This window comes from Microbacterium sp. dk485, assembly GCF_004570445.1.
Taxonomy (GTDB): Bacteria; Actinomycetota; Actinomycetes; order Actinomycetales; family Microbacteriaceae; genus Microbacterium; species Microbacterium wangchenii.
Genome location: NZ_SPQW01000003.1, coordinates 167,851 through 192,348 on the forward strand (window position 1 = coordinate 167,851; position 24,498 = coordinate 192,348).

The window sequence follows — 24,498 nt, forward strand, 5'->3', positions numbered from 1 at the left end:
GCGAGCTCCCTCCACAGCTGGGAAAGGCGGATCAGACCCCGGCAGGCACGCGGGATCGGTCCGCGGCGCCCGCGGATGCGCCGGCCGGCAGGGGCCGGAATCCGCGCAGCCGCAGGCTGTTGGTCACCACGAACACGGAGGACAGCGCCATCGCGGCCGCGGCGACGAGCGGATTGAGCAGCCCGGCCATCGCCACCGGGATCGCCGCGACGTTGTACGCGAACGCCCAGAACAGGTTGCCCTTGATGGTGCCCAGGGTGCGGCGGGCCAGCCGGATCGCGTCGGCCACGACGAGCAGGTCGCCGGAGACCACGGTGATGTCGCTCGCGGCGATGGCCGCGTCCGTGCCCCCGCCCATCGCGAGCCCCAGGTCGGCGGCGGCGAGCGCGGCGGCGTCGTTGACGCCGTCGCCGACCATCGCCACGACGTGTCCGTCCTCCTGCAGGCGCCGGACGACCTCGAGCTTGCCGGCCGGGGTGACCGCGGCGTGCACCTGGTCGATGCCCACTCGTGCCGCGATCTCGCGGGCGGCGCCCTCGTTGTCGCCGGTGAGGAGCACGGGGGTCATCCCCAGCGCGCGGAACCGGGCGACCGCCTCGGCACTGGTGGGCTTGACCGTGTCGGCCACGGCGATGATCCCCAGGTGCCGGCCGTCGCGGCCGACGGCGACGACCGTCGCGCCCCCGGCGGCCAGGGTGTCCGCCTCCTGCTGCAGCGCGTCAGCGGGACGGATGCCCCACTGGTCCTGCAGCCACGACGGGCGTCCGGCGACGACCAGGGATCCTGCGACGATGCCCTGCACGCCGAAGCCGGCGTGCGAGTCGAAGGTCTCGGCGGGAGAGACGGTGCCCGTCTCGGCGACGGCCTCGTTCACGATGGCGCGGGCGACCGGATGCTCCGAACCCGACTCCACCGCGGCGGCCGCGGCGAGCAGGTCGCTGCGGGCGACGCCGGGTGCGGGGTGCACGGCGGTGACGGTCATGGTGCCGGTGGTGACGGTGCCGGTCTTGTCCAGCACGATCGTGTCGACCTTGCGGGTCTGCTCCAGCACCTGCGGACCGCGGATGAGGACGCCCAGCTGCGAGCCCCGCCCCGTGCCGACGAGCAGCGCCGTGGGGGTTGCCAGACCCAGAGCGCAGGGGCACGCGATGATGAGCGTCGCCACCGCCGCGGTGAAGGCGACCTCCATCGACGCGCCGGCGATCAACCAGCCCGCGAAGGCGGCGATCGCCAGGACGATCACGACCGGCACGAAGACGGCGGAGACGCGGTCGGCGAGGCGCTGGACCTCGGCCTTGCCGGTCTGCGCTTCCTCCATGAGCCGCCGCATCCGCGCCAGTTCGGTGTCGGCACCCACGCGCGTGATCTCCACCGTCAGGCGTCCGCCGACGTTGACGGTGCCGCCGACCACGCGCGATCCGACCGCCACCTCGACGGGCGTGGACTCGCCCGTGAGCATGCCGGCGTCGATCGCGGAGGAGCCGTCGACCACGAGTCCGTCGGAGGGGATCTTCTCCCCCGGACGCACCAGCACGACATCTCCCACGACGAGCTGCGCGACCGGCACCCGCTGTTCCGCGTCGCCGACGATCTTCACGGCGTCTTTCGCGCCCAGTTCCAGGAGTGCCCGCAGGGCCTTCGCGGACGACGTGCGGGCGCGGGCCTCGGCGTACCTGCCCGCCAGGATGAACACCGTCACCAGGGCCGCGACCTCGAGGTACAGCTCGTCGCCGCCGCCGGTCGGGGTTCCGAACAGGCGGAAGGTCATCGTCATGCCCGGCATCCCGGCACCGCCGAAGAACAGGGCGTACAGCGACCATCCGAACGCGGCGATGACCCCCACGCTGATGAGGGTGTCCATCGTGGCGGCGCCATGGCGGGCATTGATCGCCGCGGCTCGGTGGAAGGGCCACGCACCCCACACCGCCACCGGGGCGGTCAGGGTCAGGGCCAGCCACTGCCAGTTGGTGAACTGCAGAGCGGGGACCATCGACAGGAGCGCGACGGGCACCGCCAGGGCCGTGCTGATCAGCAGGCGCTGGCGCAGCGACACCAGTCGTGCGTCCGCAGGATCCGCGATCTCGACGTCGTCTGCGGGAGGCGGCGCGGGAAGTGCGGCGTGGTAGCCGGCGGATTCGACCGCGGCGATGAGCGCGGCGGGGTCGACGTCGTCCCCGCGCACGCGGGCCTTCTCCGTGGCGTAGTTGACCGTCGCCTCCACGCCCGGCAGTTTGTTGAGCTTGCGCTCGATCCGCGTCGCGCACGACGCGCAGGTCATCCCCGTGATGTCGAGCTCGACATCGACGGCGCTCATGACGGGCTGCCGGCCAGGGTGTAGCCGGCCTCCTGGACCGCTGCCTCCACGACGGCGGCGTCGATCGGAGCGGCACTGCGGATCGACACGCGCGAGGCCCCACCGGCGTTCAGGTCCACCGACACGCCCTCGACGCCGTCGATCGCGGTCAGCTCCTCCGTGACGCTGAGAACGCAGTGCGAGCACGTCATGCCGGACACCAGCACCTCCGAGGTCACCGCGGACGCCGAGGCGTCGGCACCGGCGGGCGTTTCAGCACTCGAGCAGCATGCACAGCCGGACGAGTCCTTCAGGCCCAGATCGTCGCGGTTTCCGATGTTCATGACTTCTCTCCTCGTGGAATGGTGGGGTGGATCAGGAGCGGACCAGGCGGGCGATGGCCTCGTTGGCCTCGCGGATCTTCTCCTGGGCCACCGGGCCGCCCTCGGCACTCGCCTCGGCGACGCAGTGGGTGAGGTGATCGCCCAGCAGCGAGAGCGCGACGCCCTCCAGCGCCTTCGTGGCGGCGGAGACCTGAGTGAGGATGTCGATGCAGTACTTCTCCTCCTCGACCATCCGCGCGATGCCGCGCACCTGCCCCTCCGCGCGGCGCAGCCGCTTGAGGAGCACGTCCTTGTCCGCCACGTAGCCGTTCATGCTCATACCATACCCCCCTACCGTATCTCGCACAAGCGCGACGGCGATGCCCGTGACCTAAGTCCCTTGCCATTCCGAGGGCCGGTGCCATGGTGGCTTCATGGACGCAGCGGAGTCAGGACAGCGCATCATCGTCGGCGTCGACGGGTCGGAGTCGTCGGTCGACGCGCTCCGGCACGCGGCGCGATTGGCCTCCGCGCTGGCCGTGCCGCTGGAGGCGGTCGTCGTGTGGTCCTATCCCCCATTGCCCACCACCGGGGCGATGCAGACGTGGTCGCCCGAACAGGAGGCGCACACGACCCTGGATGCCGCGATCACGTCGGCCTTCGGCGACGATCCGCCTCCCCTGGGCCGGCGGGTGATCGCCGGTCCCACCGCGCCCACCCTCATCCGCGAGAGCTCCGGCGCCGGCATGCTGGTGCTCGGCAGCCGGGGCCACGGCGGTTTCGTCGGACTCCTGCTCGGCTCGGTCAGCACGGCGTGCGCACAGTACGCGGCGTGCCCCGTGCTGATCGTCCATTCGCCGCGGCAGGCCGCCTGACCGAGGGCGCCCCGATCAGGGCGGGGCGCTGCGCGTCGAGCTCTCCCGGACGACGAGGCTCGGGACGGTCATCCGGATCACCGGATCGTCACCGCCGGCCGGCACCCCACCGGCCAGCGCCGCCACGAGCAGTCGCAGGCACTCCCCGCCGAAGTCGCGCGCGTTCAGGTCGAAGGCCGTGACAGTCGGCGAGAGCAGAGTATGGACGGGCTCGTCCACATAGGCCGCCAGCAGCAGGTCACCGCCGACGACGCGCCCGGCACGCACCGCGGCGGACAGCGCCGGCGCCGCCGATCCGCTGGGCACCACCACGAGGGCGTCGACGGCGGGATCGGACAGCACCGCATGCGCGGCCGCCTCCACCTCGGGCACGGTCGGCACGAAGCCGATGTGCACCGCCACCGGAGACCGGCCCCGCGCGGCCGACCACGCCGCGTACGCGCCGGCGACCTGACGGCCCCACGCCGTCGTCTCCGGAGGCAGCAGCACGGCGATGCGGGCCGCCCCCTGAGCGGCCAGATGATCCAGCAGCCGGTGCATCGCCGCGTCGTGATCGGACACGACGCTGGCTGAGACGGCCCGCGCGGCCGACTCGACGTGCTCGCCGCTGACGACGGGGCGACCGTCCTCCAGCATGCCTCGCACCCCCGGGTCGGAGGCGGACGCATCCACGACGATGAACCCGTCCACGAACGCGATCGGAGGCTGCCCCGCACCCGCGTGGGGGAGCAGGATGACCGACAGCCCCTGCTCCTCCGCGGCGTCCACGACGCCGAAGGCGAACTCGGTGTAGTACGTCGCCCGACTGGCCCCTACGGGCAGATAGAGACCGATCGCCCCGTACCGGGAGGTGCGCAGACTGCGGGCGGGCAGGTTCACCTCGTAGTTGAGCTCCCGCGCGACGCCGAGCACGCGCGCCCGGGTTCCCGGCGACACCCCCGCCTTGCCCCGCAGGGCGAACGATGCCGCCGCGGTGGACACCCCGGCCGCGGCAGCCACGTCGCGGAGAGTCGCCTTGTGCGCTGCCATGAGCGTCGACAGTACCCGACATGAATCCGGATCCGCCTCTTGCGGGCACCCCTACTTAATCGTTTAACATGACCGAAACGTCAGTGTCGACACGTGGGAAACATCCACTTCATACGCTCGCCGCATCCGGAGCGAACCCGCCGCGGGCCCGGAGCACACCAGCCGCATCGTCGCGCGACCTCGCGACCGTCCCGAAAGGCCCTGCCTTGTCTTCCACCTCCGATCTCGCACGCGCGGGGCAGCACACCGCGCGCCTCCCCCTGCGCGTGCCCACCGCCACGGCGACCTTCGCCATCGCGATCGCCGGGTACCTCGGCGTCAACCTCTCGCCGTACATGATCACGGCGGTGCAGACCGGCCTCGGGCTGGACGTCCTGGCCGCCAGTTGGCTCGTGACCGCCACGCTGCTGCTGACCGCCATCACCGGCCTCGCGGTCGCTCCCCTGTGCGCCGGCGGGCGCCGGCGCATGGTGGCGCGCATCGGACTGGGGATCGCCCTCGCCGGTTTCGTGCTGGCCGCCCTCGTCCCCGCCCTCATCCTCCCGGGGCTGCTGCTGGGCGGCGCGGGAGCCGGCGGAGCCGTGGCCGCCTCGGGCGCCGCCCTCGCCGCCTTCCGCAACCCCGACCGGGTGGCAGGTCTGAACGGCCTGTCCAATCGCGGCGTGATCACGATCGTGCTGGCCGTCGTCCCCGTCATCGGGCTGGCCCCCCTGCAGGTGTTCGGTGCGCTGGGGCTGTTCAGTCTCATCGGCCTGCTGCTGACCGGGTGGCTGCCCGACGCCCCCGCGCCCGACGCGCACGCCGGCGCTGCCGTGGCCGAGGCGATGCCGATCGTCGTGCCCGCCACCGGCACGACGCGCACCGCAGCGGTCCCCTCCCGCACCGTGACGATCGCCGGATTCTCCCTCCTCGTCGTCTTCGCCCTGTGGGCCGTGAGCGAGGACTCGCTGTGGGCGATGGCCGGAGTGCTCGGCGCGGATCTCACCGGACTCACCGCGGAAGGGCTCGGCATCGCCCTCAGCGCATCGACCGCGGGAGGCCTGCTCGGGTCGCTCGCGCTCATCCTGGTGGGCGACCGCCTGGGGCGGGCCGTGCCGCTGGTCGTCCTCCTGATCGCGGGCGGCATCCTGAAGATCACCCAGGGGTTCGTCTCCGACCCGACCGTCTTCATCGTGCTGTTCGTGGCGTGGAACACGATCTACGCGATCGCGTTCATGTACTTCGTCGCGACCTCCGCCGGCCTCGACGCCCACGGCCGGTGGTCGGGGCCCCTCCTGGCGGTCTATCTCGTGGGGTCGGCGCTGACCCCCGTGATCGGTGCAGCGATCGTGGCCGCCCTCGGGTACCAGGGCTTCGCGATCACCCTGGGTGTGACGAGCTTCGTCCTGGCGGTACCCGCCGGCGTCATCGCGGTTCTCTCGCGCCGCCTGGAGCGCGCCGCCGCCGCGGAGGCCGCGGCATGAGCGCCACCGTCTACCGCAACGGGCGCGTCTTCACCGCCGATCCCGACCCCACCCGCGCGTGGGCGGACGCCTTCGCGGTGGACGGGTCGGAGATCGTGGCCGTCGGCGACGACACCCATGTGCGCGAAGCCGTGCCCGATCCGGCCGCGGTGGTCGACCTGGCGGGGCGCCTGGTCCTCCCCGGCTTCACCGACGCCCACACGCACGTCCTCATGATGGGCGCGGCCCTCGGCCAAGTGGCCCTCACCGCCGCCGCCGGCATCGATGACATCCAGCGGCTGCTCGCCGCCGCGCGCCGGGACGCGCCGGAGACGACCGTGCTGCGGGGCCGAGGCTGGCTCTTCGACGCCGTGCCCGGCGGAAGGCCCACGCGCCACATGATCGACGCCGTCGTGCCCGATGTGCCGGTGTACCTCGATGCGAACGACTACCACTCGTGCTGGGTGAACACCGCGGCACTGGCCGAGCTGGGCATCACGCGCGAGACCCCCGACCCCCTCGGCGGCTCCATCGGCCACGACGAGGACGGGGAGCCCGACGGGATGCTGTACGAGACGGCGGCGCAGCAGTACGCGTGGGCGCACCGGGACGCCACCACGACCGACGGCGAGCGCGATGCCGCCGTGGACCGCGTCATCGGGGCGTATCTGGCGGCCGGGGTGACCGGCGTGGTCGACATGGCGTTCGACGAACTGGGCCTGGCCGCCTTCGAACGCGCGCAGGCGCGGTACGGCGGAGAGCTGCCGATCCGCGTGGCGGCGCACTGGTTCGTCGCCAACACCGGTGACGAAGCAGCCAACATCGGCCAGCTCGCGCGGGCCGCCGAGCTCGCCTCGGCCCCGTCGACGCCGTGGCTGCGCGTCGTGGGAATCAAGCTCGTGCTCGACGGCGTCATCGACGCGTGCACCGCCGCGATGGGCAGCCCCTACGCCGACGGATCCGACGCGGAGCCGATCTGGAGCCTCGAGCAGCTCGCGCCGGTGGTGACCGCCGCGGACGCGAGGGGACTGCAGATCGCGATGCATGCGATCGGCGACCGCGCGAGCGACATCGCGCTGGACGCCATCGAGCACGCCGTGCGCGCCAACGGCGATCGTCCGCGCCGTCACCGCATCGAGCACCTCGAATACGCCGCTCCGGGTACGGCCGAGCGGATGGCGCGCCTCGGGGTCACCGCATCCATGCAGCCCGTGCATGCCGACCCGGCCATCTTCGCCAACTGGGCGGAGATGCTCGGCGACGAGCGGGTGGAGCGCGCCTTCTCGTGGCCGGAGTACGAAGACGCCGGTGCGCTGCTGGCCTTCTCCACCGATGCCCCCACCGCTCCGTACGACCCGCTCGCCAATATGTATGTGGCATCCACGCGCGCCTCGGCGCTGGATCCCTCGGTGCCGGCCGTGCATCCGCAGTACGCCGTGCCCCTGGACCGTGCGATCGGCCACGCCACCCGCGACGCGGCGGCGTCGGTGGGTGACGGCGCGTGGCGGGGACGCATCGCGCCGGGGTTCGCCGCCGACCTCGTGATCCTGGACTCCGACCCGTTCGCCGCAGGAGCCGACGCGCTCCTGACCGCGCGCGTGGTCGAGACGATCGTGGCCGGCCGATCACGCTGGTCCGCGGTGGAGAGGCAGCGATGAGCTGGCGCATGCCGTCGGAGACGGCGGTGCACGAGCGCACGTGGATGTCGTTCCCCCGTGAGGGGCTCACGCTGGGGGCCGCCGACGGCGAGCGCGAAGCGGGCTACGCCGCGTGGACGGCGGTGGCCCACGCTGTGGCGGAGTTCGAACCGGTCGCCATGGTCGTCGACCCCTCCGAAACGCCGCGGGCCCGCCGCATGCTGTCGGCCGACGTCGAGATCATCGAGGCGCCCGTGGACGAGTACTGGATGCGCGACGCCGGTCCCACCTTCGTCGTCGACGACGACCGCCCCGGCGTGCTGGGCGCGGTGGACTGGACCTTCAACGGCTGGGGCGACCACGGCTGGGCGCAGTGGTCCCTCTCGGCCGAGCACGGCCGCCTGGTCGCCGGCGTCGCCGGGGCCGAGATCGTCAGCTCGCTCCTGGTGAACGAGGGCGGCGGGTTCCACGTCGACGGTGCCGGCACGGTCCTCCTCACCGAGACCGTGCAGCTGGATCCGCGCCGCAACCCTTACGCCGACAAGGCGCGCGTGGAGGCCGAGATGCTCCGCACGATCGGCGCCACCCACGCGGTGTGGCTCCCCCGCGGGCTGACCCGCGACTACGGCGAGTTCGGCACCAGCGGCCACGTCGACATCGTGGCCACGATCCCCTCGCCCGGGACGCTGCTCCTGCACGACCAGCGCGACCGGCAGCATCCCGACTCCGCCGTGTCCCGCGAACTCCGCGCCCACCTCGCGGGCCAGAGGGATGCCGCGGGCCGGGCGTTCACGATCATCGATCTCCCCGCCCCCGCCACGGTGCGTGACGGCGAGGGGTACGTGGACTGGAGCTACGTCAACCACCTCGTCGTCAACGGCGGTGTCATCGCGTGCGGCTTCGGCGAGGAAGTCGCCGACGCGCGGGCGCGCGACATCCTCACCGACGTGTACCCGGGCCGGCGCGTGGTCACCGTCGACGCGCGCGAGCTGTTCGCGCGCGGCGGGGGCATCCACTGCATCACGCAGCAGCAGCCGGCGGTGCCCGCATGATCGAGGTGCACGAAGCATCCATCGCCGACCTGCAGCGCGCTCTGGCAGAGGGCACCGCGACTGCGGTCGACCTCGTCGCCGCGTACCGGGCGCGGATCGACGCGTACGACGGGCCCGGGACGCACACGGCGCTGAACGCCGTCGTCGTGCCGAACCCGGAGGCCGCGGCCGAAGCCGCCGCCTCCGACGCCCGTCGCGCGGCCGGACGCACGCTCGGGCCGCTGGACGGCATCCCCTACACGGCGAAGGACAGTTTCCTCGTACGCGGGCTGACCGCGGCGGCGGGAAGCCCCGCGTTCGCGGACCTCGTCGCCCAGCGCGACGCGTTCACGATCGAGCGCCTGCGCGCGGGCGGGGCGATCTGCCTCGGGCTGACGAACATGCCGCCGATGGCCAACGGGGGCATGCAGCGAGGGCTCTACGGGCGGGCGGAGAGCCCGTACGACGCCGCCTTCCTCACCTCGGCGTTCGCCTCCGGCTCCTCCAACGGGTCGGGCACCGCCACGGCGGCGAGCTTCGCGGCGTTCGGACTCGGCGAGGAGACGTGGTCCAGCGGCCGCGCGCCCGCCTCGTGCAACGCCCTGTGCGCCTACACGCCCTCGCGCGGGATCATCTCGGTGCGCGGCAACTGGCCGCTCGTCCCGACGATGGACGTCGTCGTCCCGCACACCCGTTCCATGGCTGACCTCCTCGCGGTGCTGGATGTCATCGTGGCCGACGACCCCGACACACGCGGGGACTTCTGGCGCGCGCAGCCGTGGGTGCCGATCCCCCCGGCTTCCGCGCTGCGACCGGCGTCCTACCCCGCACTGGCGCCGGCGGATGCGGCGGCCGCGCGTGCTCGTCTCGCCGGCAGGCGCTTCGGCGTTCCCCGCCTCTACATCAACGCCGACGAGGAGGCCGGGACCGGGCCCACCCTGGGCATCGGCGGACCGACCGGGCACCGCATCCGCACGCGCGATTCGGTGATCCGCCTGTGGGAGCGGGCACGCGCGGATCTCGAAGCGGCCGGCGCGACGGTGGTGGAGGTGGACTTCCCCCTCGTGTCCAACTACGAGGGCGACCGGCCGGGGGCGGCGACCCTGCACTCGCGGGGCCTGGTGTCGCGGGAGTTCCTCACGCGCGAGATCCTCGATCTTTCGGCGTGGGCGTGGGACGATTTCCTCCGCGCCAACGGCGACCCCGCCTTGCCGTCGCTGGCAGGCGTGGACGGCGCGCTCATCTTCCCCCATCCGGAGGGGGCGCTCACCGACCACTACTCCGGTTTCGACGACGACATCTCCGCGTATCCCCGGCACGTGCGCGACCACCCCGTGACCTCGTTCACCGACATCCCGCACCTCGCCGACGGCGTGCGGGGGCTGGAGGAGACGCGCCGCATCGACCTCGAGGAGTGGATGGACCGCAACGGGCTGGATGCCGTGGTCTTCCCGGCGATGGCCGACATCGGCCCCGCCGACGCCGACGTGAACCCCGCCTCTGCCGACGCCGCATGGGCCAACGGCGTGTGGGTGGCCAACGGGAACCTCGCGATCCGGCACTGCGGCGTGCCGACGGTCACCGTGCCGATGGGGACCCTCCCCGACATCGGCATGCCCGTGGGGCTCACCTTCGCAGGTCGCGCCTACGACGACGCTGCGCTGCTGAGCGTCGCCGCGGCGTTCGAGGCCACCGGCGCGCGGCGCACTCCCCCGCCCCGCACCCCTCCTCTCCTACCCTCCCGGGAGAGAATGTCTTCATGACCCGACCCACCGTGCTGTTCGTGTGCGTGCACAACGCCGGGCGCTCGCAGATGGCCGCCGGCTACCTGCAGGCGCTCGCCGGCGACCGCATCGATGTCCGCTCCGCCGGATCCGAGCCGAAGGACGCGATCAACCCGGTCGCCGTGGCCGCGATGGCCGAGGAGGGGATCGACATCGCGGGCAACGCCCCGAAGGTGCTCACCGTCGATGCCGTCCGCGAATCCGACGTCGTCATCACGATGGGCTGCGGCGACGCGTGCCCGATCTTCCCGGGCAAGAGGTACGAGGACTGGCAGCTCGACGACCCCGCCGGGCAGGGGCTCGACGACGTCCGGCGCATCCGCGACGACATCCGCGGCCGCGTCGAGAGGCTGATCGCGGGCCTGCCGGATGCGGCGACGGAGACCGCGCCGCCCCGGTAGAGTGCCTGTGCGCCGCGCTCGCCGGCGCCCCTTCCTCCGTGTCACCGCCCGCCCCCCGGGCGGCGCGCCCCTGCGCCCCCGGAGCGCCCGTCCCGAGAGGAGCACGATGACCGCCGTCGCCGCGCCGGAATCCGCCAACCGCTACCGCATCGAGCCGACCGTGTGGCAGGCGCTGCGGAGCCCGCGTCTGCTCACCCGCGAAGTGCTCGCCGGTCTCGTGGTGGCGATCGCCCTCATCCCGGAGGCCATCGCGTTCTCGATCATCGCCGGCGTCGACCCGCGGTACGGACTGTTCGCGTCGTTCATCATGGCGGTCACGATCGCGTTCCTGGGCGGCCGTCCCGCCATGATCACCGCCGCCACGGGGGCGGTGGCACTGGTGATCGCCCCGGTCGCGCGCGAATACGGCATCGACTACTTCCTCGCGACGGTCATCCTGGGCGGGCTGATCCAGCTCGCGCTGGCGGCACTGGGCGTGGCCAAGCTCATGCGATTCCTTCCGCGCAGCGTCATGGTGGGGTTCGTCAACGCGCTGGCGATCCTGATCTTCATCTCACAGGTCCCGCACCTGGTGGGCGTGCCGTGGCTGGTCTACCCGCTCGTGGCGGCGGGGCTTCTCATCATGTACGCCATGCCGCGGCTGACCAGAGTGGTGCCCGCGCCGCTGGTTGCGATCGTGCTGCTCACCGCTGCCGTGGTGGTGTTCGCCCTGAACGTCCCGACCGTGGGCGACGAGGGCGAACTGCCCCGCAGCCTCCCCGAGCTGCTCGTCCCGAACGTGCCCCTGACGTGGGAAACCCTCGGCATCATCGGTCCGTTCGCCGTCGCCATGGCGATCGTGGGTCTGCTGGAGTCGCTCATGACCGCCAAGCTCGTGGACGAGATCACCGACACGCATTCGCGCAAGACCCGCGAGGCCCTCGGTCAGGGGGCGGCGAACATCCTGTCGGGCCTGTTCGGCGGGATGGGCGGCTGCGCGATGATCGGGCAGACGATGATCAACGTCAAGGCCTCGGGTGCCCGCACGCGCATCTCCACGTTCCTGGCCGGGGTCTTCCTGCTCGTGCTCGTCGTGGTGCTGGGCGACATCGTCGCGATCATCCCCATGGCAGCGCTCGTCGCCGTCATGATCGTCGTGTCGGTGGCCACCTTCGACTGGCACAGCATCCGCCTGAGCACCCTGCGCCGCATGCCGAAGAGCGAGACGATCGTCATGCTGGTGACGGTGGCGGTGACCGTCTGGACACACAACCTCGCGATCGGGGCGGGCGTCGGGGTCGTCGCGGCGATGCTCCTGTTCGCCCGGCGCGTCGCCCGCTTCACGACCGTGACGCGGATCGTGACGGCGACGGATGCGGCCGACCCCGTCGCGCGTTACACCGTCGACGGCGCCCTCTTCTTCGCCTCGAGCAATGACCTCACGACGCAGTTCGACTACACGCGCGACCCCGAGCGGGTCGTGGTCGACCTGTCGCGCTCACACGTGTGGGACGCCTCCAGCGTCGCCGCGCTGGACGCGATCCAGGCGAAGTACGCCCGCCTGGGCAAGACCGTGACCTTCGAGGGCATGAATGCGGCCACGACACGACTGCACGACCGGCTCAGCGACGGGATCGACGCCGGCCACTGACGGCGCCCGGCTCACTCCTCGAACGGCGGCAGGTGCGGAATGGGGTTGGGGCGCGTGGACCGCGGCACGCCGCGGTCCACCGGCGGTGCGGTGGGTTCTTCTCGGCCGGCCGCGCCGCGTTCGCGGAACCGGCGCCCTGTCAGCACGGACGGCGCCAGCCGGATGTAGAACGGCTTGATCGTGATGCTCGCCGTGGTCAGCTGCGCCACGCCGCTGCGACGGATCTCGTCGTCGGTGGTGACCTGCGCCGCGTCGCCGCGCACGACGACGCTCCAGTGGATGTCATCCTCGTTCCCATCCACCTCGAAGGCGACGCCCGGATTGACGCGGATGTGGCGGAGCTTGCTGTCGTTGGCCGTGCGGATGTAGAGGTACCCCTCGTGGCTGGTGTAGTTCACCGGGAACAGCTCGGGGGCACCCGACGCATCCAGCAGCGCCAGCCTGCCCATGCGCGTCCGCTCCAGGAGCGCCCAGCACTCCGCCGTGGTGAGGTGCTCGATCCGATGGTCGCGGTCGGATCCAGGGGAAGTGTCGACCATGTCCGTCTCCTCCATCGCGTGTCGGGTGCGTAGTCCGGTCAGGCGCAATCTACGTGCCCGTCCGGCTCTTGGCTACCGGGGTGCGCGATTTCCCTGAAGTGCTTGGGCCGTCATGACGTCGGGTCGCCGCATCCGTCGGAACACCGCCACGAGGAGCACCATCACGAGCAGTTCCACGAGGGTCTGGGTGACCACCACGAGCGGCGCGAGGTGCAGTGCGGGAGGCAGCGCGAGGGCCAACGGCAGGACGACCAGCGAGTTGCGGGTGACACCGCTGAAGACGACCGCCGTACGGCCGGGGCGGTCGAGCCGCGCGGCGCGCGCGATCCCGGCTCCGAGGGGCACCATCACGATGGCGAACAGCACGAACACGGGGACCACCGGGAGCAATTCGGTGACGGCGCCGCCGGCACGGGCGGCCTGGGAGGCGACCACGACGAGCAGGGTGAGCGCCATCAGCGGCACGACGCCGCCCTGGGCGGCGTCGGCGGTGCGGCGGAGCCGGGGGAGGCTGCGACCCAGCAGCTGGGTCAGGACGGCCAGCCCCACGGGAGCGGCGACGACGAGGAGGAATGCTTCGGCGAACGGCCGGAGGTCGACGGCGGCGAGCGTGTGCTCCCCGCCCAGGAGCCACAGGTACCCCGGCAGAAGCACCATCTGGCCGATCGTGAGCACGGGAGTGGCGACGAGGAGCCGCTCGCGGTCGCCGCCGGCCATCCCGGAGAAGACGATGACGTAGTCCACGCAGGGCGTGAGCAGGACCAGGAGGACGCCGATCAGGAGCGCGCTGTCGTGGGCGACGAGGCGACTCAGCCCGAACACGACGGCGGGCACGACGGCGAAGTTGAGCACCAGGACCGCGACCAGCAGGCGCCCGTCGCGGAACACCCCCGCCAGAGCCGGAAACGGCACGGCCAGGAACGTCACGTACAGCAGGGCCGCGAGAACGGGGGTGATCGCGTGTTCGAGGGGACGGGCGGCGGCGGGCAGCACGAGCGCGAGCACGGCACCGGCTGCGATGCCCGCCACGGCCAGCGGCACCTGGCGCGCATCCATCCACTCACTGAGGCGCGACATACGCCCATCCTGGGGCATGTCGCGAGGTGTCACTCCGCCGGGTCGGTGATCACGAGAGCGACGGAGGAGGTGTCCTTGCGTCGGCCGACGCGGATCAGGCGGTACTTCATGCCGTACTTCGCCTTCAGAGCGGCGTCCAGCCGTGCGCGCGTCTGTTCACTCGCGTCGACCACCGCGTGCGCGGTCGCCGGCGTCGCATCCGGTGCGATCCTGCCGCGCACGTCGCACGGGGTGACGGTGACGCGAGGGGTGTGCCGCAGCCGCTTGACCTTGCCGGACGTGCCTCCGGTGGTCACCAGCAGGCGGTCACCGTCCCGCACGACCCACACCGGGGTGGCCACCGGATCGCCGTTGCGGCGATACGTGACGAGGGAGACGTACTCGTGGTCGGCCTTCTCGGCGAGCTCGTGGCGCATGCATCCAGCATCCCAGGGTGCGTGGCGGGTCGTTCACACGGGGTTCAACCGCCGGTGGTGGACTGGATGGGTGCGAGGCTCGATCGGCGAGGTGTTCCGCGCCTTCCTGAAGCTGGGGCTGACGTCCTTCGGCGGCCCCATCGCCCACCTGGGCTACTTCCGCGAGGAGTTCGTCGCGCGGCGCCGCTGGCTCGACGACGCCGGGTACGCCGATCTGGTCGCGCTGAGCCAGTTCCTCCCCGGCCCTACCTCGAGCCAGGTGGGATTCGCCCTCGGCCTGATGCGGGCCGGCGTCGGGGGCGCGTTCGCCGCCTTCGCCGCCTTCACGCTGCCCTCCGTCGTGATCATGGTGGCGCTGGCCGCCGGCGCTGCGGTGCTGTCCGGGCCGATCGCCGCCGGCGTGGTGCACGGACTCACCCTCGTCGCCGTCGCGATCGTCGCGCAGGCGGTGTGGGGCATGGCACGCACCCTCGCCCCGGACCCGCGGCGAGCCACCATCGCCGCGGGGGCCGCGCTGCTCGCCCTGGTCCCCGGCGGGTCGGCCGGGCAGCTCCTCGCGATCGCGCTGGGTGCTGCGGCCGGACTGCTGCTGTGCCGCGGGCTGCCCCGCACCGCCCCCGCCTCGCCCCCGATCCGCGTGCCGCGCGCGGCGGGCGCGGCCTGCCTCGCGGCATTCACGGTTCTCGCGCTGGCGCTGCCGTTGCTCGTGGTGGCGACCGGCGCCGGCGGCGTCGCGCTGTTCGACGCGTTCTTCCGCGCCGGCTCCCTCGTGTTCGGCGGCGGCCACGTCGTCCTGCCCCTGCTGGAGACGGCGGTCGTCGGCAGCGGCTGGCTCGGCGCGGATGCCGTGCTCACCGGCTACGGCGCCGCCCAGGCGCTGCCCGGGCCGCTGTTCACCTTCGCCGCCTACCTGGGCGCCCTCGTCGACGTCGGCCCGGGTGGCGTCCTGGGTGCGGGCCTGGCCACCGCCGCGATCTTCCTTCCGGGGCTCCTCCTGCTGGTGGGGGTGCTGCCGTTCTGGAGCGCGATGCGACGGCGCACGTGGACCGAGCCGCTGCTGCGCGGGGCGAATGCCGCCGTCGTGGGGATCCTCGGCGCCGCCCTGTATACGCCGTTGTTCACCACGGCCATCGGCGGCGCCGACGACTTCGCGCTCGCGCTCGGATGCTTCGTGCTGCTGTCGGCGTGGCGTTGGCCGTCGTGGGCCGTCGTTCTGGTCGGCGCGACCGGCGGTCTCGCCCTCGCGCTGGTGCCCTGACCGTCAGGCGACCCGCGGGCGCATCACCATGCGCGCCGTGGCAAGGGACACCGCCCCGAACGCGGCGGACAGGACCCCTTCCAGCGGGGCCGCGCCCACCGTCAGCAGACCACCCAGGTGGGGATCCACCAGAGTGCATCCCGCGAACGCGAGACCAGCGGCGCCGACCACCAGGAGGGCGCGGCTCATGGCGGCGGCGCTCTCGCGCAAGACCGCTGTCCCCAGGAGCACGGCACCGCCGGCCCGCAGCACGTCCAGCGGCGGATCGGAGCTGAGGAGCCCGAGGAGGATGGTCGCGCCAGGGAGGAGACCGGCGAATGCCGCTGTCGCAAGCAGTGCAGCCTGCGCTGCGGCGATGCGGCGGACGATGCTGCGGCGCAGCGTGTCGGGGTGTGCCGCGTCGGTCATCAGTCGATCCCCACCGCCCGCGCGCGGGCCGCGGCATCCGGCGCGCCGCCGCGGAACGGCTCGCCGTGACCGGGCAGGACGACCCCTGCTGCAGTGGCGGCGAGCGCGTCGAGCGCGGCGAGGGCGCTCTCCGCGTCGGCCGTTGCGGCACGGGCGACGACCCGGGGACCGGTTCGCCCCGTGTACGGGTCATAGGTGACCAGCGCGTCGCCGGAGAAGAGCAGGCCGCGATCGGGAAGGTGGAACGCGCAGTGCCCGTAGGTGTGGCCCGGAGACGCGACCGGGACCAGCCCGCCGCGCAGTGGCGCATCCTCACCCGGCCGGACGTCTCCCTGGGCGTCGACCCCGTGCACGCCGAGCGCTCCGGCCGCCACCATGCGGGCCAGCACCGGCAGCGCGCCCGGGTAGCGCACGGGGTAGGTGAAGCGAGGCCGCTCGTGGGCGTAGCGATAGGGGTGGCGCGCGAGGGCGAGGTCCTTGTCGTGCACGTGCACGGGGACGTGGTGGTCGTGCCACAGCCGATCGCACATGCCGACATGGTCGAAGTGCCCGTGCGTGAGGTACACCGCCGCCACATCTCCGGGGCCTCGCCCGATCGAGGAGAGCGCGTCCCGCAGCAGGGGCCACGTGCGTGGCAGGCCCGCGTCCACGAGCACCAGACCGTCGTCCGCGTCGATCAGGTAGCAGTTCACCGCGGCACGGCTGATGCGGAGCACCCCCTCCGCGACGGGGAAGACACCATCGGGGTTACGCGTCATGGGCAACACTGTGCGGGAGGTGGTGCCGCGACGCGGACGGGGTTGCCTCGGGCCACCCGTCCTGGTATTCGCCCGGGAGCCGCATCCGCAGCCTGTCAACCCTCTCCGCACGCGCGGGATCAGCGCCGTACGGTCGCGGTCGATGAAGGAGGAACGGATGGGACAGCGCGGACGGGTCGTGGTCGTCGTGGGTGCCTCGCGAGGGATCGGGCGCGCCGTCGCCTACCGGCTCGCCCGCCGTGGCGACCGCCTGGTGGTGGTCGCGCGCGACGAGGAGGCGCTGGGCCGGACTGCGGAGCACTGCCGTGCGCTGGGGGCGCCAACCCTCGCCGTGCCGGCCGATGTGACGGACTCCGATGCCCTCGGTTCCGTCGTCCGCAGCGCAGTGGAGCGGTTCGGGCGGATCGACGTGTGGATCGGCGTCACCGGGGTGCTGGCGTACGGAACGGTCGAGCAGACGCCCACCGCCGTGTACCGACGGGTCCTGGAGACGAACCTGATCGCCCAGATCGACGGGGTCCGCCGGGTACTCCCCGTCTTCCGCGCGCAGGGGTCGGGGCGCATCATCCTGATCGGCTCCCTGTACTCGCGTGTGACGGCGCCGTACGTGTCGGCGTACGCCGCGAGCAAGTTCGGCCTGCTGGGTTTCGCCGGCTCGCTCCGGCAGGAGCTGCTGGATGCGCCGGGAATCGACGTGCGCCTGGTCATCCCCGCCACGATCGACACCGCCGTCTACCAGCGCGCGGCGAACCTCACCGGTCGAGCGCCCCGCCCCATCCCGCCGGTGGTCTCGCCGTTCCGGGTGGCGCGGGCCATCGAGAGGTCGACGCGGGGCCGGGGGGCGCCGGTGATGTCGGTCGGCCGGGTGCAATCCGCGCTGATCCCCTTCTCGGCGGCGTTCCCCCGCGCGTTCGACCGCGTCGTGCGCCTCTCGATGGAGACCCTCGGTCTCACCCGCCGCCCGGCCGACGACACCCTGGGAACGCTCGATCGGCCGCACCATGACGCCGGACGCGTGACGGGCGGATGGCGCTCGCCCGGGCTGCGCGCCGGGCTGGTCGCTCTGGCCCTCGCCGGCGCCGCCGCCCTGGCGGGCCGACGGCGCCGGCAGTGAGTCACGCCCCGATGTAACCCTCCCGCTGGGTGCTCTCATCGGCGACACGCACACCCCATCGGTAGGAGAGCTTCCCACCGAGCCACCCGGAGAACCCGAGAACCAGCAGAGCGGCCACCGTGATCGCCAGCGCCCACGGCGAGATGCGGTCTCCGATGGCGAAGCGGATGACCAGCACCACGGCGAACAGCACGATCGCGCCCGCGTTGAGCGTCGCGTGCAGGAGCGCCGTATGACGTGCCGGAGTGCTGCGGGGGATGCGCGACAGATCCAGCAGCCCGAACAGGACCGCCACGAGGGCGCCCGCGAGCCCGATGATCACCAGGACGCAGGCACCGATGGCGAAAGGCGCCGGGTTCTCGGCGAAGAGCCCGAGCAGGTCGAACACGAGAGTCGCCGTCCAGGCGCCGATGGGAATGGTCACCGCGATGGGGTGGAACGGATGGCCGTAGGGCCCGGCGAGCGGACTGCGCGGAACCTTCGCACTCCGCATCGCCGGGTAGGCCGTATCGGGCGAGGATTTCATTCCTTGTGCAACGCGTCCTGGGCGCGGCCGGCGAGCTTCTCCATGGTGTTGGGCAACTCGGTCGTGCCGTAGAACCGCGAGTCGGGGTGGGTGGGCGGCGGCATCGGCACCTGGGCCTGCGGCTCGGCGACGTAGGTGAACTCGCCCTTGCCGTCCGGCGTGGGACCGGAGGCCCAGCGTCCCTCGGCTGCAGCCTGACCGTCGGAGAAGTTGATGTACTGGTACGACACCGTGCGATCCTCCTTCTCGAGCGGGAAGTTGCTCGGCACGGGGAGCGACTCGAGGCCCTCCTCCTGCAGCTCCGCGGCAGCGGCCAGCCACTGGTTCTGGTGCATGGTGTCCCGCGCCAGGAGGAACGCGAGCAGGTCGCGCACACCGTGGTCATCGGTCATGTGGTAAAGCCGGGCGACCTGCACGCGCCCCTGCATTTCGGCGTTCGCGTTGGCCTGGAAGTCGGCCAGGAGGTTGCCGCTGGCGGTGATGTAGCTGCCCTGCCACGGATTGCCCATACTGTCGACCGGCCGCGCGCCGGCGCCCGCGACGATGCCGTGCTGGATGTCGGTGCCGCCGATCACCGCGGCGACCGTGGGGTCGTCCTGCACGGCGTCCGCGGTGATGCCCAGGGGCGACTTCTCCAGCAGCTGCGCGATCATGACCGCCAGCATCTCCACGTGCCCCATCTCCTCCGCTCCGATGCCGAAGACGAGGTCGCGGTATTTGCCCGGAATGTGCATGTTCCAGGCCTGGAACTGGTACTGCAGCGCGACGGTGATCTCACCGTACTGGCCGCCCAGGACCTCCTGAAGTTTTCGCGCGTAGACCGCATCCGGCTTGTCGGGCGTGGCCTTGTGCTGCAGCTCTTGCCGGTGGAAGTACATCGTGTGTCCTCTCCGCGCCGACGGGGGTGGCTGGGAGGCCGGGCGGCGCCTGCCCACGAAACGGCCGATGCCGCGGATCCTCACGGGGGTTGCCTTGCGCGCCCTCTCCGTGCACAATCAGCGCCCGGACCGGAGTGGCTCACCCGCCGACGATTGTCAAGGGCACCCGGCACCCGCACCGGGCGGGGGAAAGTGGAAGGGTCTCACCCTGCAGAACGGAGTGCCTGTGACCGTCGTCGATCTCGCCCCATCGGCCGTGGGGGTCCCCTTCTCCCCGCGAGGCCCGCTCAGCGACGCCGTCCTGCGCGCCCTGGCCGGCGACGGCCAGGCAACCGGGCACGTCGCCGCCGCCGCGGATGCCCTGGGCCGCGCCGAGGACATCGCGCGTGACGACGACATCCAGCTGGCGCTGTTCGCCCTGTACGCATCGGCGTACGGGTCGATCGACGGCTTCTCCGCGGATGTGGAGTGGGACCCGGAGCTGGTGCGGACGCGACGGATGCTGGAGCAGGCGTTCGAGGCGGAACTGCGCTCGAGCGTGCCGGTGCCTGCGCTTCCCGAGCCCACCGCCGACGCCGTGGCACGGCTGCTGTTCGAGATGACCTCCGCCGACACCGGACCGAGCCTGTCCCGGCACCTCTTCCGCAAGGCCACTCGCGAGCAGGCCCAGGAGTTCCTCATCCAGCGCTCGATCTACACGCTACGCGAGGCCGACCCGCATTCGTGGGCGATCCCCCGGCTGCGGGGCCGGGCGAAAGCTGCCCTCGTCGAGATCCAGTCCGACGAGTACGGCGGAGGCCGGCCCGAGCGGATGCACGCCGCCATGTTCGCCGCATCCCTTCGTGGCGCAGGGCTGGATGACGCCTATGGCGCGTACGTCGATCGGGTGCCGGCGATCACCCTCGCCTCGCACAACGCGATGTCGATGTTCGGGCTGAACCGGCGTCTGCTGGGGGCGATCGTCGGCCACCTCGCCGCTTTCGAGATGACCTCCTCCATCCCCAACAAGAAGTACGCCGACGGGCTGCGGCGCCTGGGCTACGGCGAAGACGTCACGGACTACTTCGACGAGCACGTCGAAGCCGATGCGGTGCACGAGCAGATCGCCGGCCGGGACATGGCCGGCGCGCTCGCCGAGGACCGCCCCGAGCTGCTGCCCGACATCCTCTTCGGCGCATCGGCGTGCCTCGTCGTGGACGGCTGGGTGGGCGCGCACATGCTGGACGCGTGGGAGCGGTCGGAGTCATCGTTGCGGGAACCGGCATGACCGACGAGCGCGTGACCATCACCGCGTACCCCGACGGTCCGCTCCTGCTCCGGGGCGATGTCGACCTGCGCACTGCGGACGGCGAACCTATTCCCCGAACGCGCCGCACGGTGGCGCTGTGCCGCTGCGGACTGTCGACGATCAAGCCGTTCTGCGACGGAACCCACAAGGCGGCGGGGTTCCGCACAGACGAGTGAACGCCCCGCAGCGGATCACCGCCGAGTACGTCCTCCCGCTGAAGTGGAGCGACGAGGCGGGAGTGGCGGAGCTCACCGACTACCTGCACCGGTTGGTGCAGTGGATCGATGTCACCGTGGTGGACGGATCCGATCCGGATCTGTTCGCCGCGCACGCCGCCGCGTGGGGCGACGCCGTGCGCCATGTCCCGGTCGCCGTGCGTGCGGGCGCGAACGGGAAGGTGCGCGGGGTGCTCACGGGGATCGCGGCGGCCCGCCACGAGCGCATCGTGCTCGCCGACGACGACGTCCGGTACGACGCGGCGGCGCTGGCCCGCGTCGTGGCGGCGCTGGCGGACGCCGACCTGGTGAAGCCGCAGAACCACTTCCGCCCCCTGCCGTGGCATGCTCGCTGGGACACCGGCCGGACGCTCATCAACCGCGCTCTGGGCGGGGACTATCCGGGGACGTACGGCGTTCGCCGGTCGGCGCTGACGGCCACCGGTGGGTACGACGCCGGCGTGCTGTTCGAAAACCTCGAGATGGAACGCACCGTCCGCGCCGGCGGCGGCCGCGTGCGCGCCCTGCACGATCTCTACGTGGTGCGCCGCCCGCCCTCCATACGCCATTTCCTGGGTCAGCGTGTGCGGCAGGCCTATGACAGCCTCGCCCAGCCCGGCCGGCTGGTCGCCGAACTCGCGATCCTCCCCGCTCTGCTGCTCGCCCGGCGGCGGCGGGCGGTACTGGCTGCGCTTGCGGGCGCGGCGATCGTCATCGGGGAGGTCGGGCGGCGACGCGGCGGCGGTGCGCGCGTGTTCCCGCCCACCGCGGCGCTGTGGGCGCCGGCGTGGGTGCTGGAGCGCGGCGTGACCGTATGGGCGGCGCTCATCCTGCGTGCGCGCGGCGGTGTGCGCTACGCCGGCGACCGGCTCTCACGCGCCGCCACCTCGAACCGCATCCTGCGCGCGCGACACGCGCCCGCACGCGCCCAGTACTGAGGCCGTCGGCTCCCCCGGTTGCGCGAGGGCCCCTCAGGGCTGCAGCACGACCTTGATGCATCCGTCCTCTTTGCGCTGGAAGGTGCCGTAGAGCTCGGGCGCCTTCTCCAGCGGCGCGCGGTGCGTGACCAGCTGCTCGGTGCCGAGGGGGTCGGCAGGATCCTCGACCAGGGGCAGCAGATCGTCGATCCACCGCTTGACGTTGCACTGCCCCATCCGCAGCGTCAGCTGCTTGTCGAACATCGTCTTCATCGGCAGCAGATCGGCGTCGCCGGCGTACACGCCGCTGATCGACAGCGTGCCGCCGCGGCGCGCCATGTCGATACCGGTGTGCAGAGCGGCCAGGCGATCCACGCCGGCGCGTTCCATCAGCGGGCGGGCGAGGGCGTCGGGCAGCGCGCCGATCGCCTGGTGCGCGAGATGCACGCCGGGGCTGCCGTGCGCCTCCATCCCGACCGCGTCGATGACGGCGTCGGCGCCGCGACCCTCGGTCACGTCACGGATGCGCTGGAGCGCATCGTCGTCCTCCCACGCCTCCACCCCGAACCGCGTCGCCAGTTCACGGCGCTCGGGCACGGGGTCGATGCCGATCACGCGGTGGCCGCGGTGAACCCCGATGCGTGCGGCGAACTGCCCCACGGGCCCGAGCCCGAGCACGACGAGCGTGCCGTTGTCCGGCAGGTTCGCGTATTCGACGCCCTGCCATGCGGTGGGGAGGATGTCACTGAGGAAGAGGTACCGGTCATCGGGCAGCTCCTTGCCCACGAGCACGGTGTTGTACTCGGCCAGCGGCACCCGCAGCATGCCGGCCTGCCCGCCGGGGACCTGGCCGTACAGCTTGGTGTAGCCGAAGAGGGCCGCCCCCGACCCGTACTCGGTCACCTGTGTCGTCTCGCACTGGGACTGCAGGCCGCTGCGGCACATGAAGCAGTGCCCGCACGCGATGTTGAAGGGAACGACGACCCGATCTCCGGGCCGGAGCGTCGTGACGTCGGAGCCGACCTCCTCCACGATGCCCATCGCTTCGTGCCCGAGGATGTCACCGGGGTCCAGGAAGGGGCCGAACAGTTCGTACAGGTGCAGATCGGAGCCGCAGATGGCCGTCGACGTGATGCGCACGATCGCGTCGGTGGGCTCCTGGATCCGCGGATCCGGGGCGTCCCGCACCTCGACCTTGCGCTTGCCCTGCCATGTCAGTGCCTTCATGCCGTCACCACTCCTCCGCTCGCGCAGGACGCGACCAGCGCGTCCCCACGTTCCGAGCTTGGCGGGCGATCCGATGCGTCGACCGGGGATTGACAGTCCTGCTGCCGCCGGACTATCGCCGCCCGTTCACCCCCATTCCGGCGAGGCGGAACTCCCCTGAGGCTCGGGCACCACGTACAGCCCGTGGGGCGCGTTGGCGGTGTATATCAGGGCGTCCAGCCACGCGCGGTTGAGGGACGGGGGGCGTCCGCCGTAGTACTTGAACGCGAACGAAGCCGCCGGATGCATCCACACCGAGCTGCGTCCGCCGCCGGTGGTGGCGTCATCCTTCCATTGGAAGTAGAACGGCTCGCCGCGTTTGAGCTTGTTCCCGATCACGACCTGCAGATGTGCAAGGACCCGGTCCTCGAAATCGACCCGGACGAGGTCCTCGTAGATGAACTCTCCCACCGGGACCCCTCGCGCTCTGATGCCCTTCCACCTTCGCGCACGGCGCGCGAAGCCCGGCCACGGGGAACCGTTGAGCGCAGGCGCGGGACGGAATGCGAAGCATTCCTACGTGTCGCGCAGCGTCTCGGCGGGAGCGTGGCCGTAGCGGCGCCGGTAGTACGCCGCGAAGCGGGACGGGCTGCCGAAGCCCCACCGGCGGGCGACCGTGGCGATCCCGCTCGCGCCATGGGCGATGTCGTCGTGCGCGCCCGCCAGGCGCACCGAGCGCAGATACTCGGTGGGCGACATCTCCCGCGAGCGCCGGAAGGCGTACTGCAGGCCCCGCGTGGAGATGCGGGCTGCGGTGGCGATGTCGTCCACGGTGATCGGCTCCTGCGCGTGCGCCTCGATGAACGCGATCGCCCGGCGGACCGTGGCCGGTGCCGGCCGGGTCTGGGCGGCACGTTCGAGCGCCTCCTGAAACGTGGTCGAGAAGGCCGACAGGGTCGCCAGCGTCGCATGCCGGTGCAGCTCCGCCTCCCACACGCCGTCGCCGTTCTCCTCCGTCGCGGCCGCCACGGAGGATTCCCGGATGTACCGGTAGGCCCGTTCCCATTGCCGTGCAGCCGCGACGCTGGTCGGCGGCGCCTCCGTCGCCCGCAGCACGAGCCGATCATCCCCCGAGATACGGCGGGCGGTGTGTTCGGCCTCCCGGCGATCCAGGACCAGGGCGCGCACCTGCGCCCTTCCGACCCACCGGGCGCGCATGCCCCGATCGGTGGACAGCCAGGGCAGCGAGGGGTCGAGGTCTTCGTGGTCGTTGCCGACCCACCCGTCGGCGGTCACCACACGGCACGCCATCAACTCGTCCTACGGCTGCACGACCGAACGCACGGAGGCGGTGAGATCGTACGGGACGACGGTGAGACCGCGCACGGTCACCGAGGCCAGTCGAACGCGAGCGGACGCCGATCGGCTCCGTCCAACCGGGCGGAGGGCACGA

26 protein-coding genes are annotated in these 24,498 nt (G+C 72.1%); 12 read left to right on the top strand and 14 right to left on the bottom strand.

The window, feature by feature from the left end; all coding sequences use genetic code 11:
* Positions 1-31 precede the first annotated feature (31 nt).
* From E4V99_RS17930 to E4V99_RS17940, 3 genes are read right to left on the bottom strand one after another with little or no spacing between them, the layout of a single operon-like run.
* Positions 32-2,314 carry a heavy metal translocating P-type ATPase gene (locus E4V99_RS17930; RefSeq protein ID WP_135118103.1) on the bottom strand — a complete coding sequence of 761 codons (2,283 nt, stop codon included), beginning with the start codon at positions 2,312-2,314 and terminating at the stop codon, positions 32-34.
* Positions 2,311-2,637 carry a heavy-metal-associated domain-containing protein gene (locus E4V99_RS17935; RefSeq protein ID WP_135068313.1) on the bottom strand — a complete coding sequence of 109 codons (327 nt, stop codon included), beginning with the start codon at positions 2,635-2,637 and terminating at the stop codon, positions 2,311-2,313. Before E4V99_RS17935 ends, E4V99_RS17930 begins: the two co-directional genes overlap by 4 nt.
* Before the next feature lie 31 nt (positions 2,638-2,668).
* On the bottom strand, positions 2,669-2,950 hold the full coding sequence (locus tag E4V99_RS17940) for a metal-sensitive transcriptional regulator (protein WP_135068315.1): 282 nt from the start codon (positions 2,948-2,950) through the stop codon (positions 2,669-2,671).
* Between the two features lie 100 nt (positions 2,951-3,050).
* Between E4V99_RS17940 and E4V99_RS17945 the strand changes: the two genes are divergently transcribed.
* Positions 3,051-3,491, top strand: a complete 441-nt coding sequence (locus E4V99_RS17945; protein ID WP_135118104.1) for a universal stress protein — start codon at positions 3,051-3,053, stop codon at positions 3,489-3,491.
* Between the two features lie 15 nt (positions 3,492-3,506).
* On the opposite strand, the gene E4V99_RS17950 is transcribed toward E4V99_RS17945, so the two are convergent.
* A complete protein-coding gene (locus E4V99_RS17950; RefSeq protein ID WP_135118105.1) occupies positions 3,507-4,520 on the bottom strand; it encodes a LacI family DNA-binding transcriptional regulator in 1,014 nt (337 codons plus the stop codon).
* Positions 4,521-4,726: 206 nt separating this feature from the next.
* Between E4V99_RS17950 and E4V99_RS17955 the strand changes: the two genes are divergently transcribed.
* From E4V99_RS17955 to E4V99_RS17980, 6 genes are all read left to right on the top strand, one after another.
* Positions 4,727-5,983 carry an MFS transporter gene (locus tag E4V99_RS17955; protein WP_135118106.1) on the top strand — a complete coding sequence of 419 codons (1,257 nt, stop codon included), beginning with the start codon at positions 4,727-4,729 and terminating at the stop codon, positions 5,981-5,983.
* A complete protein-coding gene (locus E4V99_RS17960) occupies positions 5,980-7,620 on the top strand; it encodes an amidohydrolase (RefSeq protein WP_135118107.1) in 1,641 nt (546 codons plus the stop codon). The genes E4V99_RS17955 and E4V99_RS17960 overlap by 4 nt, the downstream gene beginning before the upstream one ends.
* Positions 7,617-8,651, top strand: a complete 1,035-nt coding sequence (locus E4V99_RS17965; RefSeq protein WP_135118108.1) for an agmatine deiminase family protein — start codon at positions 7,617-7,619, stop codon at positions 8,649-8,651. Before E4V99_RS17960 ends, E4V99_RS17965 begins: the two co-directional genes overlap by 4 nt.
* Positions 8,648-10,393 carry an amidase gene (locus E4V99_RS17970; RefSeq protein ID WP_135118109.1) on the top strand — a complete coding sequence of 582 codons (1,746 nt, stop codon included), beginning with the start codon at positions 8,648-8,650 and terminating at the stop codon, positions 10,391-10,393. Before E4V99_RS17965 ends, E4V99_RS17970 begins: the two co-directional genes overlap by 4 nt.
* Entirely contained in the window at positions 10,390-10,815 is a 426-nt protein-coding gene (locus E4V99_RS17975) for an arsenate reductase ArsC (protein ID WP_135118110.1), read from the top strand. The genes E4V99_RS17970 and E4V99_RS17975 overlap by 4 nt, the downstream gene beginning before the upstream one ends.
* A 106-nt stretch (positions 10,816-10,921) precedes the next feature.
* The gene (locus E4V99_RS17980) at positions 10,922-12,445 is read left to right on the top strand and encodes a SulP family inorganic anion transporter (protein ID WP_135118111.1); all 1,524 of its coding nucleotides are present in this window, start codon (positions 10,922-10,924) and stop codon (positions 12,443-12,445) included.
* 11 nt (positions 12,446-12,456) lie between these two features.
* Here E4V99_RS17980 and E4V99_RS17985 read toward each other — a convergent pair whose 3' ends face one another.
* From E4V99_RS17985 to E4V99_RS17995, 3 genes are all read right to left on the bottom strand, one after another.
* Positions 12,457-12,984 carry a pyridoxamine 5'-phosphate oxidase family protein gene (locus E4V99_RS17985; protein WP_167747794.1) on the bottom strand — a complete coding sequence of 176 codons (528 nt, stop codon included), beginning with the start codon at positions 12,982-12,984 and terminating at the stop codon, positions 12,457-12,459.
* 72 nt (positions 12,985-13,056) lie between these two features.
* The gene (locus E4V99_RS17990) at positions 13,057-14,061 is read right to left on the bottom strand and encodes a bile acid:sodium symporter (RefSeq protein WP_135118112.1); all 1,005 of its coding nucleotides are present in this window, start codon (positions 14,059-14,061) and stop codon (positions 13,057-13,059) included.
* Positions 14,062-14,090: 29 nt separating this feature from the next.
* Positions 14,091-14,477, bottom strand: a complete 387-nt coding sequence (locus E4V99_RS17995; protein ID WP_135068338.1) for a PPOX class F420-dependent oxidoreductase — start codon at positions 14,475-14,477, stop codon at positions 14,091-14,093.
* Between the two features lie 70 nt (positions 14,478-14,547).
* Between E4V99_RS17995 and chrA the strand changes: the two genes are divergently transcribed.
* The gene (chrA, locus tag E4V99_RS18000) at positions 14,548-15,735 is read left to right on the top strand and encodes a chromate efflux transporter (protein WP_245233245.1); all 1,188 of its coding nucleotides are present in this window, start codon (positions 14,548-14,550) and stop codon (positions 15,733-15,735) included.
* Positions 15,736-15,738: 3 nt separating this feature from the next.
* On the opposite strand, the gene E4V99_RS18005 is transcribed toward chrA, so the two are convergent.
* Both E4V99_RS18005 and E4V99_RS18010 read right to left on the bottom strand, forming a co-directional pair.
* On the bottom strand, positions 15,739-16,143 hold the full coding sequence (locus tag E4V99_RS18005; protein WP_135118114.1) for a hypothetical protein: 405 nt from the start codon (positions 16,141-16,143) through the stop codon (positions 15,739-15,741).
* The gene (locus E4V99_RS18010) at positions 16,143-16,901 is read right to left on the bottom strand and encodes an MBL fold metallo-hydrolase (protein ID WP_135118115.1); all 759 of its coding nucleotides are present in this window, start codon (positions 16,899-16,901) and stop codon (positions 16,143-16,145) included. Before E4V99_RS18010 ends, E4V99_RS18005 begins: the two co-directional genes overlap by 1 nt.
* Before the next feature lie 157 nt (positions 16,902-17,058).
* Here E4V99_RS18010 and E4V99_RS18015 point away from each other — a divergent pair, with 157 nt between their 5' ends.
* The gene (locus E4V99_RS18015) at positions 17,059-18,015 is read left to right on the top strand and encodes an SDR family NAD(P)-dependent oxidoreductase (protein WP_167758154.1); all 957 of its coding nucleotides are present in this window, start codon (positions 17,059-17,061) and stop codon (positions 18,013-18,015) included.
* 1 nt (position 18,016) lies between these two features.
* Here E4V99_RS18015 and E4V99_RS18020 read toward each other — a convergent pair whose 3' ends face one another.
* Both E4V99_RS18020 and E4V99_RS18025 read right to left on the bottom strand, forming a co-directional pair.
* The gene (locus E4V99_RS18020) at positions 18,017-18,541 is read right to left on the bottom strand and encodes a DUF2231 domain-containing protein (protein ID WP_209305657.1); all 525 of its coding nucleotides are present in this window, start codon (positions 18,539-18,541) and stop codon (positions 18,017-18,019) included.
* Positions 18,538-19,419, bottom strand: coding sequence for a manganese catalase family protein (locus E4V99_RS18025; protein WP_135118118.1), 882 nt, complete (start codon positions 19,417-19,419; stop codon positions 18,538-18,540). The genes E4V99_RS18020 and E4V99_RS18025 overlap by 4 nt, the downstream gene beginning before the upstream one ends.
* A gap of 226 nt (positions 19,420-19,645) precedes the next feature.
* Between E4V99_RS18025 and E4V99_RS18030 the strand changes: the two genes are divergently transcribed.
* Genes E4V99_RS18030 through E4V99_RS18040 form a run of 3 tightly spaced genes read left to right on the top strand, consistent with a single transcriptional unit; the run spans position 19,646 to position 21,860 of the window.
* The gene (locus E4V99_RS18030; RefSeq protein ID WP_240742702.1) at positions 19,646-20,686 is read left to right on the top strand and encodes an iron-containing redox enzyme family protein; all 1,041 of its coding nucleotides are present in this window, start codon (positions 19,646-19,648) and stop codon (positions 20,684-20,686) included.
* Entirely contained in the window at positions 20,683-20,883 is a 201-nt protein-coding gene (locus E4V99_RS18035; protein WP_135068355.1) for a CDGSH iron-sulfur domain-containing protein, read from the top strand. Before E4V99_RS18030 ends, E4V99_RS18035 begins: the two co-directional genes overlap by 4 nt.
* The gene (locus E4V99_RS18040; protein WP_135118119.1) at positions 20,880-21,860 is read left to right on the top strand and encodes a glycosyltransferase; all 981 of its coding nucleotides are present in this window, start codon (positions 20,880-20,882) and stop codon (positions 21,858-21,860) included. Before E4V99_RS18035 ends, E4V99_RS18040 begins: the two co-directional genes overlap by 4 nt.
* 33 nt (positions 21,861-21,893) lie before the next feature.
* On the opposite strand, the gene E4V99_RS18045 is transcribed toward E4V99_RS18040, so the two are convergent.
* The 3 genes from E4V99_RS18045 to E4V99_RS18055 all read right to left on the bottom strand — a co-directional run bounded on the left by E4V99_RS18045 (position 21,894) and on the right by E4V99_RS18055 (position 24,356).
* Positions 21,894-23,066 carry an alcohol dehydrogenase catalytic domain-containing protein gene (locus E4V99_RS18045; protein ID WP_135068359.1) on the bottom strand — a complete coding sequence of 391 codons (1,173 nt, stop codon included), beginning with the start codon at positions 23,064-23,066 and terminating at the stop codon, positions 21,894-21,896.
* 126 nt (positions 23,067-23,192) lie between these two features.
* On the bottom strand, positions 23,193-23,516 hold the full coding sequence (locus E4V99_RS18050) for an ATP-dependent DNA ligase (protein WP_135118120.1): 324 nt from the start codon (positions 23,514-23,516) through the stop codon (positions 23,193-23,195).
* A 105-nt stretch (positions 23,517-23,621) separates the two neighbouring features.
* Positions 23,622-24,356 (bottom strand): AraC family transcriptional regulator, encoded by a 735-nt coding sequence (locus E4V99_RS18055; RefSeq protein WP_135118121.1) that lies wholly within the window; start codon positions 24,354-24,356, stop codon positions 23,622-23,624.
* Positions 24,357-24,498 lie beyond the last annotated feature (142 nt).